General features: G+C 69.8%; 22 protein-coding genes and 1 tRNA gene. 17 read left to right on the top strand and 6 right to left on the bottom strand.

Annotated elements, in window-relative coordinates:
* Positions 1-76 precede the first annotated feature (76 nt).
* The 5 genes from J2W45_RS14965 to J2W45_RS14985 all read left to right on the top strand — a co-directional run bounded on the left by J2W45_RS14965 (position 77) and on the right by J2W45_RS14985 (position 1556).
* Positions 77-502 carry an ArsR/SmtB family transcription factor gene (locus J2W45_RS14965; RefSeq protein WP_310133366.1) on the top strand — a complete coding sequence of 142 codons (426 nt, stop codon included), beginning with the start codon at positions 77-79 and terminating at the stop codon, positions 500-502.
* A gap of 40 nt (positions 503-542) precedes the next feature.
* Positions 543-755, top strand: a complete 213-nt coding sequence (locus J2W45_RS14970; RefSeq protein WP_310133368.1) for a helix-turn-helix domain-containing protein — start codon at positions 543-545, stop codon at positions 753-755.
* Positions 756-825: 70 nt separating this feature from the next.
* Positions 826-924, top strand: a complete 99-nt coding sequence (locus J2W45_RS14975) for a 30S ribosomal protein bS22 (RefSeq protein WP_003792170.1) — start codon at positions 826-828, stop codon at positions 922-924.
* Between the two features lie 72 nt (positions 925-996).
* Positions 997-1260 (top strand): glutaredoxin family protein, encoded by a 264-nt coding sequence (locus tag J2W45_RS14980; protein WP_310133369.1) that lies wholly within the window; start codon positions 997-999, stop codon positions 1258-1260.
* Positions 1257-1556: a Dabb family protein gene (locus J2W45_RS14985; RefSeq protein ID WP_310133370.1), complete on the top strand. Its 300-nt coding sequence runs from the start codon at positions 1257-1259 to the stop codon at positions 1554-1556. Before J2W45_RS14980 ends, J2W45_RS14985 begins: the two co-directional genes overlap by 4 nt.
* 52 nt (positions 1557-1608) lie before the next feature.
* Here the strand turns inward: J2W45_RS14985 and J2W45_RS14990 are convergent, their stop codons facing one another.
* Positions 1609-2310: a GntR family transcriptional regulator gene (locus tag J2W45_RS14990; RefSeq protein ID WP_310133372.1), complete on the bottom strand. Its 702-nt coding sequence runs from the start codon at positions 2308-2310 to the stop codon at positions 1609-1611.
* Complete coding sequence (locus J2W45_RS14995) at positions 2310-2981, bottom strand: GntR family transcriptional regulator (protein ID WP_310133375.1); 672 nt, start codon at positions 2979-2981, stop codon at positions 2310-2312. Before J2W45_RS14995 ends, J2W45_RS14990 begins: the two co-directional genes overlap by 1 nt.
* A 153-nt stretch (positions 2982-3134) precedes the next feature.
* On the opposite strand from J2W45_RS14995, the gene J2W45_RS15000 reads away from it, so the two are divergent.
* A complete protein-coding gene (locus J2W45_RS15000; protein ID WP_310133377.1) occupies positions 3135-4397 on the top strand; it encodes an isochorismate synthase in 1263 nt (420 codons plus the stop codon).
* Positions 4398-4410: 13 nt separating this feature from the next.
* On the opposite strand, the gene J2W45_RS15005 is transcribed toward J2W45_RS15000, so the two are convergent.
* Complete coding sequence (locus tag J2W45_RS15005; protein WP_310133380.1) at positions 4411-5265, bottom strand: polyphosphate kinase 2 family protein; 855 nt, start codon at positions 5263-5265, stop codon at positions 4411-4413.
* Between the two features lie 138 nt (positions 5266-5403).
* Between J2W45_RS15005 and J2W45_RS15010 the strand changes: the two genes are divergently transcribed.
* The 6 genes from J2W45_RS15010 (at position 5404) to cls (ending at position 11906) form a co-directional block, all read left to right on the top strand.
* Positions 5404-5790: a PLDc N-terminal domain-containing protein gene (locus tag J2W45_RS15010; protein ID WP_310133381.1), complete on the top strand. Its 387-nt coding sequence runs from the start codon at positions 5404-5406 to the stop codon at positions 5788-5790.
* Positions 5791-5901: 111 nt separating this feature from the next.
* Positions 5902-6792, top strand: a complete 891-nt coding sequence (locus J2W45_RS15015) for a demethylmenaquinone methyltransferase (protein WP_310133383.1) — start codon at positions 5902-5904, stop codon at positions 6790-6792.
* Positions 6792-7868 (top strand): polyprenyl synthetase family protein, encoded by a 1077-nt coding sequence (locus J2W45_RS15020; protein WP_310133384.1) that lies wholly within the window; start codon positions 6792-6794, stop codon positions 7866-7868. The genes J2W45_RS15015 and J2W45_RS15020 overlap by 1 nt, the downstream gene beginning before the upstream one ends.
* A gap of 30 nt (positions 7869-7898) precedes the next feature.
* Entirely contained in the window at positions 7899-9308 is a 1410-nt protein-coding gene (locus J2W45_RS15025) for an FAD-dependent oxidoreductase (protein WP_310133387.1), read from the top strand.
* 14 nt (positions 9309-9322) lie between these two features.
* Positions 9323-10318, top strand: coding sequence for an alpha/beta hydrolase (locus J2W45_RS15030; RefSeq protein WP_310133390.1), 996 nt, complete (start codon positions 9323-9325; stop codon positions 10316-10318).
* 118 nt (positions 10319-10436) lie between these two features.
* Entirely contained in the window at positions 10437-11906 is a 1470-nt protein-coding gene (cls, locus tag J2W45_RS15035; protein ID WP_310133393.1) for a cardiolipin synthase, read from the top strand.
* Positions 11907-11946: 40 nt separating this feature from the next.
* Here cls and J2W45_RS15040 read toward each other — a convergent pair whose 3' ends face one another.
* Positions 11947-12435, bottom strand: a complete 489-nt coding sequence (locus tag J2W45_RS15040; protein ID WP_121263440.1) for a YajQ family cyclic di-GMP-binding protein — start codon at positions 12433-12435, stop codon at positions 11947-11949.
* A 135-nt stretch (positions 12436-12570) separates the two neighbouring features.
* Between J2W45_RS15040 and J2W45_RS15045 the strand changes: the two genes are divergently transcribed.
* Entirely contained in the window at positions 12571-13221 is a 651-nt protein-coding gene (locus J2W45_RS15045; protein ID WP_310133397.1) for a biliverdin-producing heme oxygenase, read from the top strand.
* Positions 13222-13227: 6 nt separating this feature from the next.
* Here the strand turns inward: J2W45_RS15045 and J2W45_RS15050 are convergent, their stop codons facing one another.
* Positions 13228-13371: a hypothetical protein gene (locus J2W45_RS15050; protein ID WP_310133401.1), complete on the bottom strand. Its 144-nt coding sequence runs from the start codon at positions 13369-13371 to the stop codon at positions 13228-13230.
* A gap of 170 nt (positions 13372-13541) precedes the next feature.
* Between J2W45_RS15050 and J2W45_RS15055 the strand changes: the two genes are divergently transcribed.
* The 4 genes from J2W45_RS15055 to J2W45_RS15070 all read left to right on the top strand — a co-directional run bounded on the left by J2W45_RS15055 (position 13542) and on the right by J2W45_RS15070 (position 15599).
* Positions 13542-13892 carry a helix-turn-helix domain-containing protein gene (locus J2W45_RS15055; RefSeq protein ID WP_310133404.1) on the top strand — a complete coding sequence of 117 codons (351 nt, stop codon included), beginning with the start codon at positions 13542-13544 and terminating at the stop codon, positions 13890-13892.
* Positions 13893-14002: 110 nt separating this feature from the next.
* Positions 14003-14084, top strand: a tRNA-Tyr gene (locus tag J2W45_RS15060).
* A gap of 136 nt (positions 14085-14220) precedes the next feature.
* Positions 14221-14574 (top strand): hypothetical protein, encoded by a 354-nt coding sequence (locus J2W45_RS15065; protein ID WP_310133407.1) that lies wholly within the window; start codon positions 14221-14223, stop codon positions 14572-14574.
* Between the two features lie 212 nt (positions 14575-14786).
* Positions 14787-15599, top strand: coding sequence for an inositol monophosphatase family protein (locus J2W45_RS15070; protein WP_310133411.1), 813 nt, complete (start codon positions 14787-14789; stop codon positions 15597-15599).
* A 10-nt stretch (positions 15600-15609) separates the two neighbouring features.
* Here J2W45_RS15070 and J2W45_RS15075 read toward each other — a convergent pair whose 3' ends face one another.
* A complete protein-coding gene (locus J2W45_RS15075) occupies positions 15610-17331 on the bottom strand; it encodes a glycoside hydrolase family 13 protein (protein WP_396427094.1) in 1722 nt (573 codons plus the stop codon).
* Between the last annotated feature and the right edge of the window lie 8 nt (positions 17332-17339).

Raw genomic sequence — 17339 nt, forward strand, 5'->3', positions numbered from 1 at the left:
TCCTTCCCGTCGTCTTCCTGTGCAGGGGCGGGCTTCGGACATGGTACTGCGCCGGGGGAATGGCTAGCCTGGGGACATGGCCGACATCTTCGACGTGATCGCCGATCCGACGCGGCGCGAGATCCTGCGCGTGCTGCTCGACCGCAGCGGGGATGCGACGCATTCCGCAGGCGATATATCCGTGTCGGAGATCGTGGCGACGCTCGAACTGAGCCAGCCGACGGTGTCGAAGCACCTGAAAGTGCTGCGCGAGGCGGGTCTCGTCTCGGTGCGGGAGCTCGGCCAGCACCGCTACTACCGGCTCGACGCCGGGCCCCTCGAAGCCGTGGAGGACTGGGTCATTCCGTTCACGGCATCCGATGAGGATGTGGCGCTGAGCGTCCGCCTGGCCGAGGAGACGCGCGACTTCGCGAGCACGGTCGGCAAGGTGCTCGCCGACACCCGGCACCGGGTCTCGTCGGCCACCGAGCGCGTGACTCCGAAGAAGTGGCGCAAGGACTGACCGTCCCGAGTACCATGACGGGCAGGAGAGGGACGGGACCATGGCACACGATCTGAAGGATGTGCGCTTCCTGACGGTCGCCGAGGTGGCCGACATGATGCGTGTCTCCCGCATGACCGTCTACCGTCTCGTCCACGCCGGCGAGTTGCCGGCGATCCGTTTCGGGCGGTCGTTCCGCGTGCCCGAGTCCGCCGTCGAGCAGCTGCTGCAGACGGCCACCTCCCGAGAAGGCGGCGTCGCGGACTCGGCGTGACGTCGGGTAGACTGTCACTTCGTGTCGCCGCGCGCCCCGCGGCATACCCCTGATTCTTTGTGAGGTCTACGTGGGTTCCGTTATCAAGAAGCGTCGCAAGCGTATGGCGAAGAAGAAGCACCGCAAGCTTCTTCGCAAGACGCGCCACCAGCGTCGCAACAAGAAGTAGACCTCCGGTCTGCGGCTCAAGCGTCGGTCCATTCGGCCCGGCGCTTTTTGCTGTACCGTCTAGAGTGGAGGCGTGTCCACCGTCTCCCTCACTCTCATCGGCAAGCCCGGCTGCCACCTGTGCGATGACGCCAGGGAGGTCATCCGCACGGTCATCGACGACCTGCCCGCGGAGGCACCGGAGGTCGCGGTGACGGAGGAGGACATCCTCCAGGATGCCGCCCTCCACGCGAAGTACGTGGAGGAGATCCCGGTGGTGCTGATCGAGGGACGCGTCCACACCTACTGGCGGGTCGACCCGGCCCGCCTGCGCACCGCACTGCTGGAGGCCCGATGACCATCCGCCACGTCGTCTCGTGGAAGCTCGCCACCTCCGATCCCGCCGTGCGGGCGGAGCACGCGGCGACCATCAAGCGCGGGCTGGAGTCGCTCCCTGCGGTGATCCCGCAGCTGCGCTCGCTGCAGGTCGGCGTGAGCGCCGCGCCCGGCGACGACTTCGACGTGGTGCTCATCAGCGACTTCGACTCGTTCGACGACATCGCCGTCTACCAGGAGCACCCGGCTCACCTCGAGGTCGCGGGCTTCATCCGCTCCGTCGTCGCGGGGCGTGCGGCGGTCGACTTCGAGGTCTGAGCGGCGCTCGCCGCGAGCCGCGAGGCCGCGAGCCGCGATCGATGAGCCGGTCTCAGAGGACGGGCGTGCGATCGATGTCGGCGTCGTTGCGGCGGTAGTCGGAGAGGAACTGCGCGAGCGTCCGTGCGTAGAGGGCCTTCACCCGGTCACCCGCGGCGTCGCCGTCGCGCTCCTTGATCGCGGCCAGCACCTCGCCGAGGGCCGCGGGGAGGTCGTCGACGCCGAACGGCCGGTCCCACACCGAGATGTAGCGGAGCAGCTGCGGGCTGAGTCCCTCGCTCACGGAGACGAGCACCTCGTTGCTGCCGGCGCGTGCCAGCTCGAGGAAGAAGTCGTTGAAGGCGTGACCGAGCGCGGGGAGCTCTCGTGACTTCGCCGCCTTCTTGACGTCCTTGTGCGCCTTCTCGATCCGCGTGACGGCGACGTTGGAGAGCGTCGGCACGATGGTGCGCGCGGCGTGCTCGTGCAGCAGTCCGGTCGTGTAGATCGCCTCGTCGATGGCCTTCAGGTCGATGGGGGCGACCCGGGTGTACCGGTTGGGCGCCATCTCGACGAGCCCGATGTCGGCCAGTTTCATCAGCGCTTCACGGATGGGCGTGCGCGAGACGCCGAGCCAGGCGGTGAGCTTCTCGTCGAGCAGCGTCTCGCCGGGCTCCAGGGTGCCGTCGAGGATGCCGTCGTAGAGCCGCGTGTACACCACGTCGCGCAGCAGCCGGCGCTCGACCGGCGCGGTGTCGTTCACGGGCAACGGCATCAGCGGAGCTCCTTCGTGGTCGTGGTGAACTCGTCCGCGACGCCGACGAGGGCCGGGTCGAACAGCTGCGCTGCGGCGCGGCCGGCCTTCTCGGCCTTGCCGGCGACCGCCGCGTCGATCAGCGCGGTGACCGACGGCCGGGCCTTGCGGAAGGCGGCCGTGCCCGGGGTGGCGTTCAGCGCCCGCTGCACCTCGGGCAGGTGCCGCTTCAAGAGGCGTGCGACGGTGCCGTTGTCGAGGCGGCGCACGAAGACGCCGAGGAATCCGTCCGCGGCGAGGCCGGTGCGGACGAGCGACGCCGGGTCGGTCTCCTCCGCCGCGTCGCGGAGAGCCGCACGGTCGCTGTCGGTGAGCAGGGGGGTGGCGTCGCGGACGACGCCGGCGACCACCACGCCGACCGTGGCGATGAGTTGGCGGACCCGCTCCGGCTCGATCGGCGTGACGCGCGTGCGCCGCTGAGGGAGGATCTCGACGAGACCCATCGTGGCCAGCTGATTCAGTGCTTCGCGGACGGGGGTGCGGGAGACGCCCACCCACCGCTCGATCTCGGCGTCGTAGAGCTGCTCGCCGGGAAGCAGGTCGCCCCCGACGATGGCGTCGAGGAGGCGCAGGAACACTTCGTCACGGATGAGCCGGCGAGGGCTGGCGACTCCGGTCACGGGCACGGGCATGGATGTATGTTACATCCCGGGTTATCGGGTCACGGTGCTGATGTGCAGAGTGTCGAACGCGCGTAATCCAGGCGATATCGGCGACCGCAATGCCCATCAAGTCCCCATCCGGCGTCCAACGGGCGCTCAGTCTGCCGGGCGTAGGCTGAGCGGGTGACATCCGCACCGACGACTCGGTGGGAGACTGGCGCGACGGTCCTCGAGGCCGAGACCACACCGCTCGACGACGTCCGCCAGCTCATCCCCTTCCTCGATTCCCGCACGCCCCTGCTCTGGCTGCGCAAAGGCGAGGGGATGGCCGGCATCGGCGAGGTGCTCCGCCTCGACTTCACGGGGCCGGACCGGATCGAGCAGGCGTCGGCCGCCTGGCGCGCGACCGCGGCGGCCGCGACGGTCGCGGACGACGTCCGCACCCCGGGCACGGGCCTCGTCGCCTTCGGGACCTTCGCGTTCGATGATGAGAGCTCCGCGGTCAGCACCCTGATCGTCCCCGAGATCGTCATCGGCCGCCGGGGGAGCCGCAGCTGGATCACCCGCATCCGCCGTGCCGGAGGCGCGGAGAACGACCGGCTCCCGCGCCCGACGGCGTTCGGCGACGAGTACCGGCTGAGCCTGCTGCCGGGTGAGCTCGGGTCCGACGGCTATCGGTCGGCGGTCGCGGACGCGGTCGAGCGGATCCGCGAGCAGGACCTCTCGAAGGTGGTGCTGGCCCGCGATCTGCGCGGCCATCTGCCGCTCGAGTCCGACCTCCGTCGTGCGCTCGTCGAGCTCGCGCTCGGGTACCCCGACTGCTGGACCTTCGCCGTGGACGGCCTGGTCGGCTCGTCGCCGGAGACGCTGGTCCGCGTCCACCACGGAACCGTGACCGCGCGCGTGCTCGCCGGGACGATCTCGCGCGGACCGGACGCCGCAGCGGATGCCGCCGCCGCAGCCGAACTCGTCGCGAGCGCCAAGGACCAGGGCGAGCACCGCTTCGCGGTCACCAGTGTGATGGATGCGCTCCGCCCGCACAGCGCGGACCTCGCGGCCAGCGACGAGCCGTTCACCCTGAAGCTCCCGAACCTCTGGCACCTGGCCACCGACATCGCCGGGATGCTCAGCGACGGGTCCAGCTCCCTCGACCTCGCGGCTGCGCTGCACCCCACCGCCGCCGTGGCCGGGACGCCCCGCCGCGAGGCGCTCGCGCTCATCCGGGAGCTGGAGCCGTTCGACCGCGGACGCTACGCCGGACCGGTCGGCTGGGTCGGCGGGGACGGCGACGGCGAGTGGGCGATCGCGCTCCGCTGCGCCCAGCTGACGCCGACGGGGGACCTGACCGCATACGCCGGGGCGGGCATCGTCGCCGACTCCGACCCGGATCGGGAGCTCGCCGAGACGTCGATGAAGTTCCGCCCGATCGTGGAGGCGTTCGGCTGATCCGCCGGCGCGGTCAGGACGCGTCGAGGCGGCGCTTCTGCTCCTCGACGTCGTAGTCGGGCACCGGCCACTCGAGGCCCAGCCCCTCCAGGGCGCGGATGAGGATGCGCTGCACCGCCGCGCGGGCGTACCACTTGCGATCGGCGGGGACGACGAACCAGGGTGCGTAGGCGCTGGTCGTCCGGTCGAAGACGACCTGGTACGCCTCCTGGTACGAGTCCCAGTGCAGCCGCTCGTCGACGTCGGCGGGGTTGAACTTCCACAGCTTGTCGGGCCGCTCGAGCCGGGAGGCGAGCCGCTTCTTCTGCTCCTCCTTGCCGAGGTGGAGCATCACCTTGACGATGGTGGTCCCGGACTGCGCGAGCTCCTTCTCGAACGCATTGATCGCGCCGTAGCGCCGCTCCAGCTCCTCGGGCGGGGCGAGCGAACGGACCCGGCCGATGAGCACATCCTCGTAGTGGGATCGGTCGAAGACGCCGACCTGTCCGGCGGCCGGGACCTCGCGCCAGACACGCCAGAGGAAGTCGTGCGCCAGCTCGTCGGGCGTCGGCTTGCCGAACCCGGCGTAGTGCACGCCGCCGGGGTTCATGGACCCGATGACGTGGGAGACGATGCCTCCCTTGCCGGCGGTGTCCATCGCCTGCAGCACCAGGAGGACCGACCGGGGCTCGCCCTCGCGGCCGCACGCGAACAGCTTCTCCTGGAGGTCGGCCAGGCGCCCGGCACCCTCGGCGAGGTCCTTCTCGCCCTCCTTCTTGCCGCCGTCGAAGCCGGGAGAGGCGTCGGTGTCCTGATCGGACAGGCGGAATCCGGGCTGCACCCGCAGCACCTCGTACGGGTCCTCGGTCCAGCTGCTGTCGTCGCTCACGTCCGGCCTCCTCCCACGGGCACGATCGCCGGGCCCGTGACTCCTGGCACGCATGGTAGCCCCGCCGCGGTCTGCAAATGCCTGCTAGCCACGATCACCGGCGCGGCATTACCGTGTGGCCGATGAGAGGGGCCTGAGATGGGTTCGTTCTGGAATGCGTTTCTGTACGTCTTCTATATCTTCGCGTTCGTCGCGTTCTTGATGGTCCTGTTCACCGTGCTGGTGGACCTGTTCCGAGACACCGAGCTGAACGGCTGGTGGAAGGCGCTGTGGGTCATCTTCCTGATCTTCCTTCCCGGCATCGGGCTGCTGGTGTACCTGATCGCGCGCGGGCGCGGGATGGCCGCCCGCAACATGGCGCGCCGGGCGACGGTCCCGGAGGACGACAGCTGGGGGCAGCATCCGACACCGTCCGCGACACCGGCCGCGGACATCCAGCAGGCGCAGACCCTGCTCGATCAGGGCGTGATCAGCGCGGGGGAGTTCGACGCCCTCAAGGCCAAGGCCCTGGGGCAGCGTTACTGAGCGATGCCCTGGGATGCCACCGGCCCGGTCCCGCCCGGCGCTCGCTGACCATTCGGCGTGCATTCGGGGGCCGGAATGCACCGCGCGGACGCCGCAGCCTAAGCTGGTGGAGTGAGTAAGGCCGACCTCAGCAAGCAGCCCGCCCAGGTCGCCGCCATGTTCGACCAGGTGTCGACGCGCTACGACCGGACCAACGCCGTCCTGTCGGTCGGCAATGCGGCGCTGTGGCGCGTGGCGACGACGCGAGCCGTGGACCCCCGCCCGGGCGAGACGATCCTCGACGTGGCCGCGGGAACGGGGACGTCGAGCGCCTCGCTCGCCCGCAACGGAGCCTCCGTCGTCGCGGCCGACTTCTCCGAGGGGATGATCGAGGTCGGGCGCCGGCGCCAGGCCGGTAATCCGTTCGTCCGGTTCGTGCAGGCGGACGCCATGGCGCTCCCGTTCGACGACGAGTCGTTCGACGCGGTGACCATCTCGTTCGGCCTGCGCAACATCGTCGACCCCAAGAAGGCGCTCGCCGAGTTCTACCGGGTCGTGAAGCCGGGCGGTCGCGTGGTCGTGTGCGAGTTCTCCCAGCCACCCCTCGCTCCCATCCGTGCCGGTTATTCCGCCTACCTCAAGTACGGCATGCCCGTGCTCGCCCGCGTCGCCAGCTCCAACCCGGCCGCCTACGAGTACCTCATGGAGTCGATCGAAGCCTGGCCCGACCAGCGCACGCTCGCCGGGTGGCTGCGCGAGGCCGGTTTCGAGCGGGTGGCCTTCCGCAATCTGACTGCGGGGATCGTCGCGCTGCACCGCGGCTTCAAGCCCGAGCGCGTGGCCGTCCCGGAGCCGGAGGCGGCGCCCGTTGCGAAGCCGAAGACGCCCGCCAAGCCGAAGGCCGCGCCCGCGAAGCCGAAGGCCGCTCCCGCGAAGCCGAAGGCCGCGCCCGCCAAGCCGGCATCCACCGGCGCGGCCGGTTCAGAACCGTCAGCGTCCACCGTCCCGTCCGAGGGGGAGTAGTGCCACGAAGTGTCCCGGCCGTGCGGCGCGCGTCGCTGACCGGTCAGCTCGGCTTCACCGAGCGGATCTTCATCCGCGGTGAGGACCGCGAGCTGGCCAACGCCGTCGACGACGGCCTCGCCCACGTCGAGGACGGGCTGCTGCGCGAGATGCGCTTCGCCGATGGCCTTGCCGACGTGACGGCCCGCTACCTGCTCGAGGCCGGCGGCAAGCGCGTGCGCCCGATGCTCACCCTGCTCGCCGCGCAGCTCGGCGACGGCACCAACCCCGATGTCCTCCAGGCCGCGGAGGCGGTGGAGATCACCCACCTGGCGTCGCTCTACCACGACGACGTGATGGACGACTCGCAGATGCGCCGCGGCGTCCCCAGCGCCCAGTTCGTGTGGGGGAACTCGGTCGCCGTGCTCACCGGTGACCTGCTGTTCGCGCGCGCCAGCAAGCTGGTCTCCGCGCTGGGCGAGCGCGCCATCCAGCTCCAGGCGGACACCTTCGAGCGGCTCTGCCTCGGCCAGCTCCACGAGACCATCGGCCCGCAGGAGGGCGAGGACCCGGTCGAGCACTACATCGGCGTCCTGAAGGACAAGACCGGTTCTCTCATCGCCGTGGCCGCTCAGATGGGCGTCGTGTTCTCGAACGCCCCGACGTCGTACGAAGAGCCCGTCGTGACCTTCGGAGAGAAGATCGGCGTGGCGTTCCAGCTCATCGACGACGTCATCGACCTGTCCGGTCAGGGCGTCGCCGAGACCGGCAAGACCCCCGGCAACGACCTGCGCGCAGGTGTCGCGACCCTCCCCGTGCTGCGCCTGCGCGAGCGCGCCGTCTCGGACCCGGAGGCCGCGGCCCTGCTCGAGCGCCTCGAGCGCGACGTCATGGGCTCCGCGGAGGACGGCGAGGTGACTCCCGAGGCCATGGACGCGATCGCGGCGCTGCGCGAGCACGACGTGACGCGTCAGACGCTGGAGGAGGCGCACCGCTGGGCGCGCGAAGCGGTGGAGGCTCTGGAGCCCCTGCCGGACGGCCCGGTGAAGAAGGCACTCGTCCGGTTCGCGGACACCATCGTCGAGCGCTCGAGCTGAGCCGGACGCGACACCAGAAGGAATCAACGAATGACCAAACTGCGACTGGCCATCGTCGGCGCCGGCCCGGCGGGCATCTACGCCGCCGACATCCTGCTGAAGGCGGAGCGCGGCTTCGACGTGTCCATCGACCTGTTCGAGCAGCTTCCCGCCCCGTACGGCCTCGTCCGTTACGGCGTCGCCCCCGACCACCCACGCATCAAGGGCATCATCACCGCACTGCGCGAGGTGCTCGACCGCGGTGACATCCGCATCTTCGGCAATGTGCAGTTCGGCCGCGACATCACCCTCGACGACCTGAAGCGCCACTACAACGCCGTCATCTTCGCGACCGGCGCGGTCCGGGATGCGGACCTCGAGATCCCGGGCATGGAGCTCCACGGCTCGTACGGCGCCGCGGACTTCGTCAGCTGGTTCGACGGCCACCCGGATGTTCCGCGCACCTGGCCGCTCGAGGCGAAGTCGGTGGCCGTGATCGGCAACGGCAACGTGGCCCTCGACATCTCCCGCATGCTGGCGAAGCACGCGGACGACCTCCTGCCCACCGAGATCCCCGACAACGTGTACGAGGGGCTCAAGAACTCTCCGGTGACGGACGTGCACGTGTTCGGCCGGCGCGGACCGGCGCAGGTGAAGTTCACGCCGCTGGAGCTGCGCGAACTCGGCGAGCTGCGCGATGTGGACATGATCCTCTACGACGAGGACTTCGACTACGACGAGCAGTCGAAGGCCGCGATCCAGAGCAACAAGCAGGTCATGGTGATCGACCGCGTGCTGCAGCAGTGGCGTAAGCGCGAGGTCGGCAGTGCCTCGCGGCGCCTCCACCTGCACTTCTACGCCAAGCCCCTCGAGGTCGTCGGCGACGAGCACGGCAATGTCCGCGCCCTGCGCTACGAGCGCACCGCTCCCGACGGGGAGGGCGGCGTCCGTGGCACCGGCGAGATCCGCGAGCTCGAGATCGACGCCATCTACCGGGCGGTGGGCTACTTCGGGTCGCCGCTCCCGGGCATCCCGTTCGACCGCAAGCACGGCGTGATCCCGAATCACGAGGGCCAGGTGCTGCGCAAGGGCGACAACGAGCGCATGTACGGCGTGTATGCGACGGGGTGGATCAAGCGCGGTCCGGTCGGACTCATCGGTCACACCAAGTCGGATGCGATGGAGACGATCAAGCATGTGATCAACGATCAGGGAAACTGGTGGTCTCCCGCCGACCCGTCCGAGCAATCTGTGGAGAACCTGCTGCGCGAGCGCGGTGTGGAGTACACGACGCTCGACGGCTGGCACAACCTCGACGCGCACGAGCAGGCGCTCGGCGCCGAGCGCGGCCGGGTGCGCATCAAGGTCGTCCCTCGCGACGACATGGTCCGCGTCTCCAACGGCGAACCGGTTGGAAGCGGCTCCGCGTCCGCCGGCCAGCCGTCCGGACAGGCCGAGTAGCCACCGCCCCCGGCATGAGCGACGCGCGCGAATGGCGACCCGACGTCCTCGGTGAGCCGTTCGAGCAGCTGACCCTCCCGCTCGGGACGGACACCGAGGGCGACGTCGTCGCGACGCTCGTGCGGTACTCGCCGCGTCCCCGGCTGCACCTCCACCGCGGGCCCGCCGCCGATGCCGACGTGCTGTACGTGCACGGCTGGTCGGACTACTTCTTCCAGACCGAGCTCGCCCGCTTCTGGCACGACCAGGGCGCCCGCTTCCACGCCCTCGACCTGCGCAAGTACGGCCGCAGCCTGCGGGAGGGGCAGACGCCCGGTTTCGTCGATGACCTCGCGGTCTACGACGAGGACATTGCGGCGGCACTGGACGCGATGGGGCACGGCGAGGACGCGACGGCCCGCCGGCGACTGATCCTGCTCGGGCACTCCACGGGAGGGCTGACGTTGAGCCTGTGGGCCGACCGGCACCCGGGGCGTGCGGATGCGCTCATCCTGAACAGCCCGTGGCTCGAGTTCCAGGCGCACTCCGCCGGGCGTGCGGCGCTGACCCCGCTGGTGGACCTCCGGGCGAAGCTGGTGCCGAACGCGCCCATGCCGAACGTCGACCTCGGGTTCTACACGCGAACCGTCTCACGGACGATGGACGGCGAGTGGGACTACGACCTGGCGTGGCGTCCGGTGCGCGGCTTCCCCGTGCATCCCGCGTGGCTGACCGCGATCCTCGCCGGCCACGCCCGCGTCGCCGCCGGCTTGAGCATCCAGGCGCCGGTGCTCACCCTGCTCTCCGCGCGGTCGACGCTGCTGCCGTTCTGGTCGCCCGACATGCTGCGGTCGGATGTGGTGCTGGTCGTCCGCGACATCGCCGAGCGCGCGCTGTGGCTGGGGCCGACGATCACCGTGTCCTGGGTGCAGGATGCGCTGCACGACGTGTTCCTGTCGCGCCCGGAGGTGCGCCAGGCGGCGTACGCGTCGCTCGAGCGGTGGATGCAGGGCTACCTCGACGAGCGCTGACGCCCGGGATCTCCTGCATCGCCAGATGATTTGCCCTCCCGCTATGGTGTGGCCACGTCGGACGGCAGGCCCTCGTGTCGCAGGTCGCGTCCGCCCCTGAATGGAGGCGCCCGTTGCCATGGACACCACAGGAACCAACCTCGTCTGGATCATCGCGGCGCTCGTCGATCTCGCCATCAAGATCGCGGCGCTCATCATCATCCCGCGGCGGCGCAAGCCGACCGCCGCGATGGCGTGGCTGCTGGCGATCTTCCTCATCCCGTACGTCGGCATCCTGCTGTTCCTCCTGATCGGGAGTTTCCGGCTGCCGAGGAAGCGCCGCGACGAGCAGCGGAGGATCAACGCGATCATCGCCGAGCGGGTCGCGGGCCGCACAGAACCGGAGGAGGCCGCGGGCTGGCCGCGGTGGTTCCAGCGGGTCGTCGAGCAGAACCTGTCCTTGACCGCACTACCCGCCATCGGCGGCAACTCCGCGGAGCTGCTGCGCGACTACCGCGGCTCGATCGACGCGATGGCCGCGGAGATCGACACGGCGACCTCGTTCGTGCACGTCGAGTTCTTCATCGTCGCCTGGGATGACACGACCCGGGGTTTCTTCTCGGCGATGGAGCGTGCGGTCGCCCGCGGCGTCACCGTCCGGCTCCTCGCCGACCACCTCCCGTCGCAGAAGATCCCCGGGAGCAAGGAGACGTTCGCCGAACTCGATCGCATCGGCGTCAAGTGGGCGTGGATGCTGCCGGTGATGCCGTTCAAGGGCAAGTACCAGCGTCCGGATCTGCGCAACCATCGCAAACTGGTCGTGGTGGACGGCCAGGTCGGGTTCATGGGGTCGCAGAACCTCATCGACCGCAGCTACGACCTGCCCAAGAACATCAAGCGCGGCCTCCAGTGGCAGGAGCTGATGACGCGGCTGACCGGGCCGGTCGTGGCCTCGGTCAACGCGGTGTTCCTGTCGGACTGGATGATCGAGACCGGCGAGTTCGTGGAGCAGGAGCACGTCCCCGCCGCGGTGCTGCCCCGGACGGCGTCGGCGGAGGAGCTGGTCTGCCAGGTGGTGCCGAGCGGCCCGGCGTACCCGACGGAGAACAACCTGCGGATGTTCCTGTCGCTGATCTACGGGGCGACCGAACGCGTCATCATCACCAGCCCGTACTTCGTCCCCGACGAGGCCATGGTCTACGCCATCACGACCGCCTGCGAGCGGGGGCTGGACGTGCAGCTGTTCGTCTCGGAGATCGGCGACCAGGGCCTCGTCTATCACGCACAGCGCTCGTACTACAGCGACCTGCTCGAAGCGGGCGTGCGCATCTTCCTCTACCCGGCGCCGTACATCCTGCACGCCAAGCACCTGTCCATCGACGACGACATCGCCTTCATCGGGTCGAGCAACATGGACATCCGCTCGTTCAGCCTCAACGCCGAGTCCTCACTGCTGGTGCGGGGCCGGTCGTTCGTCGCCGGGATGCGCGAGGTCGAGCAGGGGTACCGGGATGCCGGACGCGAACTGACGCTGGACGAGTGGCGTCACCAGCCGGGCAAGGCGACGTTCCTCGACGGTCTGGCGCGGCTCACCTCGGCGCTCAACTGACCACCGCGGCCCGGCCCCGCCGGCCTGGTCGCGTGCTGACTCAGCGGAAGTTGACGAACTGCACGGCCACGTCGAGGTCCGCGTTCTTCAGCAGGGCCATCGTGGCCTGCAGGTCGTCGCGGCTCTTCGAGCTGACGCGCAGCTCGTCGCCCTGGATCTGCGACTTCACGCTCTTGGGTGCCTCGTCGCGGATGAGCTTGTTGATCTTCTTGGCCGCATCCTGCTCGATGCCGTTCTTGAGCCCGACCTCGATGCGGAACTCCTTGCCGGACGCGTACGGCGCTCCGGTGTCGAGCGACTTGAGGGTGATGCCGCGCTTGATGAACTTGGACTCGAGCACCTCGAGCACGGCCTTCACGCGCTCCTCGGTGTTGGCTTTGAGGAGGACCTTCTCGCCGCTCCACTCGACCGACGCCCCGACGTTCTTGAAGTCGTAACGCTGGTCCACCTCCTTGCGGGCCTGGTTGACGGCGTTGTCCGCCTCCATCTTGTCGACCTTGCTGACGACGTCGAACGAGGAGTCTGCCATGATGTCCGTCCTTCCCGTGTTGAGCTGCCCCCAGTCTACGAGGGAGCGGCCGCCGCAGCGGGGTGCCCGCCGCCTTGACGTCCACCGCGGGCGTGCGTCAGGCTGAGGTAAGGCTTACCTCAGTTTGGAGACCGAATGGCGCAGCCCATCCCCTTCTCGCAGGCGCTGCGCGAGCGCACGCGCGGCGTCCACCAGGAGAGCGAGGGCGCCGTCTTCATGCAGGACCTGATGAGCGGCCGCGGGTCGCGCGACGACTACATCATGCTGCTGTCCCAGCACTACTTCATCTACGAGGCGCTGGAGGAGGCGGCCCAGTGGATGGCGGCGGATCCGGTCGCGACACGGTTCATCAGCCCGAAGCTGACCCGCCTCCCGGCCATCGAGACGGACCTCGAGTTCCTGCTCGGTGAGGAGTGGCGGGAGCGGGTGGCACCGCTACCGTCGACGCTGCGCTACACCGCGCGCATCCGCGAGGTCGGGCGCACCTGGCCCGGAGGCTTCGTCGCCCACCACTACACGCGCTACCTCGGCGACCTGTCGGGCGGGCAGATCATCCGGACGCTGCTGCAGCGGCAGTACGGGTTCGAGACCAACGGGGTCGGCTTCTACCTTTTCGCCGACATCGCGAAGCCGAAGCTCTTCAAGGACACCTACCGCGACGAACTGGACGCGGTCGAGTGGACGGACGAGGAGCGCGACCGCGTGATCGGCGAGGTGGCGCTGGCGTTCCGCTTCAACACGGAGCTGTTCGACGACCTGGCGACCGCGAAGGCCGCCGCGGCCTGAGGGATCTCAAGCGGTCTGGGCGAGCTCGACGTAGTAGGTGACGTGGCAGCCGTCGCCGCCGCACTCGATGCACAGGGTGATCTCTTCGACGTGCTGCGTCGGGTCGGCGCCCGTGCCGTCGCACCGTTCGCAAATCTCCAACGTTCTCATGCCTCGATTGTGCGCTGGACCACCGACATCGGTCGTTGCCACGCCGGGGTGTCGCGATCGCGCGCCGGGATCGGGGCGGCGCCTGACAACTGAACCGCGGTGTTATGCCCAGAGCAGAACGCGCGAAACATTCCGGTGCGGTCCCGCCCCATCCGACATAGGCTGGCCGCATGCTTCTGCGGCACGCGATCGGCTCGGTGCTCCGCCGGATCAGGACGGAGCAGGGGACGACGCTGCGCGAGCTCTCCGCGAGTTCGCGCGTCTCCGTCCCCTACCTCTCGGAGATCGAGCGTGGCCGCAAGGAGGCGTCGTCGGAGATCCTCGCCGCGCTCTGCCGGGTGCTGGGCGTCAGCGAGGGCGAGCTCCTGACCCGCGTGGCGGCGGAGTTCGGCGTCGGGCAGGTGCTCAGCCTGGTGCCCGAGCACGCGGCCGAGCGGCCGCTCGTCACGACGACCGAGCTGGCGCCCGCGGCGGCGGCTGCGGCCGGAAACCAGCCCCCGGTGGTGGCTCTGGCCGCGTGAGCGTGGGCCCCGCGCCGGCTGGGCGGCCGCTGATTTCGTGTGCGGGCGCGCGGCGGCTATTCTTGTCTGGCGCCTTCGGTCACGAGAACACTGGTGGTCGGGAGCGCCCTGGCGAGTTACCCAAGCGGCCAAAGGGATCTGACTGTAAATCAGCTGTCTACGACTTCGGGGGTTCGAATCCCTCACTCGCCACCGCAATAGACAAGGGGACTCGGACTCACCGGGTCCCCTTTGTTTTTCTCGCAGTCGTCGTCTGACCCCGACTCCAGAGTGCGAGTCGATCGGGCAAGTCGCTGCTTCTGTCGGCGGTTGGTCCTAGCCTGAGGTCATGTCTCGGTACACCGTCACGGCAGAGCGTTCCGGTGAGTGGTGGGTGCTTCAGGCGACGGAGGCGCCCGGCGCGATCTCACAGATAGCCCAGCTCAGGGACGCTGGCGAGATCAAGGAGGCTATCGCTTTCGTCACAGGTGAGGCCGAGGATGAGATAGAGATCGTGCTGGATCACGAGTACGAGGTCTCGGTCACCCGCGACGGTGGCTGGTGGATGGTACACATCCCGGAACTTGGAGGCCTCACTCAAGCCCGGAGTGTGGATGAGGTGCCCTTGATGGCGGCCGAATACGTCGCCGTGACTACCGGCGCCCTTCAGAGCGGCGTGAAGATTCGTCTCGCGAACCCCTAGCCCACTGCGGTGTACCCCCGGCTCCGGCCGGGGGTTTTCTCGTCGGGTCGCGGCGTGACGATCGTCGGAAACTGGTGCCGAAATCTCCGACGCAACGCTCTGTAGCGGGAGTTTCGGCGCGATCGGTGTGGGATCTCCGACGGACGGGGCGAAATCTCCGACGATCGGCTCGCGGCCTCGTCGGGGGTGCGCGCGTCTGACAGGCTGGAGGCATGACCTCCAACGCCGAGCTGCTCGAGATCGCCGCCACCGTCGCCCGCCGGGCGGCCGCCTTCGCGCTGCAGCGGCGGCGCGACGGGGTCGAGATCGCGGCCTCGAAGTCGTCGCTCAGCGACATCGTGACGCGGGCGGACCGGGAGACGGAGAAGCTGATCCGGGATGCGCTCGCCGCCTCGCGCCCGCGCGACGGCTTCCTCGGCGAGGAGTCCGGCGACAGCAGCAGCCAGAGCGGACTGACCTGGGTGGTCGACCCGATCGACGGCACGGTCAACTACTTCTACGGCATCCCGGCCTGGGCGGTCAGCATCGCGGTCGTCGAGGGCGACCCCGACCCGAGCACGTGGCGCGCACTCGCCGGCGCCGTCGTCAACCCGGTCACCAAGGAGGTCTTCACCGCCTCGGCCGGCGGAGGCGCGCGCCTCAACGGGGAGCGCATCCACGTGACGGAGGGGGTGGACCTGCCGCTCGCGCTCGTCGGGACCGGGTTCGGCTACGACGCGGAGGTGCGCCGCCGTCAGGCGTCACTCGTCGCCGACCTGATCGGCGAGGTGCGCGACATCCGACGCATCGGCGCCGCGTCGCTCGACCTCTGCGCCGTGGCCGCCGGCCGGCTCGACGGCTACTTCGAGCGCGGCCTGAACCCGTGGGACCACGCGGCGGGAGGCCTCATCGCCGACGAGGCCGGCGCGCGCGTCGCCGGGATCGGCGGCGGCCCGGCGGACCGCCGCCTGCTCGTGGCGGCCGCGCCGGGCCTGTTCGACCAGCTCCACCCACGGGTCGAGCCGTTCTACGCCGGGTGGGAGTGACCTTCCGGACTCAGACGAGCCAGGCGGTGGTGTCGCGGGGCAGCATCCGCCCGTCCAGCTCGCCGCTCGCCAGCAGCACCTCGCCCTCGGGCAGCTCGACCGGCTCCGTGCCGAAGTTGACGACGACCGTCACGTCGCCCGACCGGAAGGCGAGGGTGTTCCCGCCCAGGTCGAACCACTCGGGGGCGCCGAAGGCGAGGTCGTGGCGACCGCGCAGCGCCAGCGCCTGCTGGTACATGCTGAGCGTGGACCCGGGGACGCCCTCCTGCGAGGAACGCGTGTACTCCGCCCAGACCGCGGGCTGGGGCAGCCAGCTGGCCGAGCCGGGCCCGAAGCCGTACGAGGCCTCATCGCCCTCCCACGGGATGGGGACGCGGCAGCCGTCGCGACCGTAACGCTCGCCGTTCGTCCGGAACCAGGTGGGGTCCTGGCGGGCGTCGTCCGGCAGGTCGATCGCCTCGGGGAGGCCGAGCTCCTCGCCCTGGTAGAGGTAGGCCGATCCCGGCAGAGCGAGCATGAGTGCCGTGGCCGCGCGGGCGCGGTGCAGCGCGAACGCCGGGTCCGGGAGGCCCTGGGTCTTCGGGCCGATGCCGTGGCCCTGCAGGTTCTCGCCCTCCAGCGCCAGGCGGGTGGCGTGGCGGACGACGTCGTGGTTCGAGAGCACCCAGGTGCTCGGGGCGCCGACACTGCTGAACGCCGCGATCGAACGGTCGATCACGCTGCGCAGCGCCGCCGCATCCCACGGGGTCTCGAGGTAGGCGAAGTTGAACGTCTGCTGCATCTCGTCGGGACGCACCCAGCGGGCCAGCTTGTCGAGCGGCTCCACCCAGGCCTCGCCGCACAGCACGCGGTCACCCTCGTACTCCTCGAGCACCTTGTGCCAGTCGCGGTAGATCGCGTGGACGCCGTCCTGCGCGAAGTACGGCGGCGTCGGCGGTTCGTTCTGCGCGTGCGCCGCGATCTCCGGCTCCAGCGCGATGCCGCCCATGCTGCCCATGTTGGCGGGAGGCGTGTAGTCGGGGAGGCCGGCCTCCTTCACCATGCCGTGCGCCACATCCACCCGGAAGCCGTCGACGCCGCGGTCCAGCCAGAAGCGCAGGATGCCGCGGAACTGCTCCCAGACCCAGGGGTTCTCCCAGTCGAGGTCGGGCTGCGACTTGTCGAAGAGGTGCAGGTACCACTGGCCGGGGGTGCCGTCCGGCTCGGTGATGCGCGTCCAGGCGCCGCCGCCGAAGATGGACTCCCAGTTGTTCGGCGGCAGTTCGCCGTTCTCGCCCTTGCCGTCGCGGAAGATGTACCGCGCGCGCTCCGGGCTGCCGGGAGCGGCCTTCAGCGCCTCCTGGAACCAGACGTGATCGCTGGACGAGTGGTTCGGGACGATGTCGATGATGACCCGCAGGCCCAGGCTGTGCGCCTCCGTCAGCATCCGGTCGAAGTCGTCCAGGGTGCCGAAGCGCGGGTCCACGTCCCGGTAGTCGGAGACGTCGTAGCCCGCGTCGCGCTGCGGCGACCGCTGGAACGGCGACAGCCAGACGGCGTCGACACCGAGGTCGCGGAGTGCGGGGAGGCGGCGGGTGATGCCGGGGAGGTCGCCCATCCCGTCGCCGTCGGAGTCGGCGAAGGAGCGGGGGTACACCTGGTAGATGACGGCGGAGCGCCACCACTCGCGGCCGGGGGCCGAGGGGCTGAGCGCGGAAGCGGTGTTCGGGGCGGATGCGGCGATGGTGGTCACCTCGTGTT

This window comes from Leifsonia shinshuensis (genome assembly GCF_031456835.1).
In the GTDB taxonomy this organism is placed as follows: Bacteria; Actinomycetota; Actinomycetes; order Actinomycetales; family Microbacteriaceae; genus Leifsonia; species Leifsonia shinshuensis_C.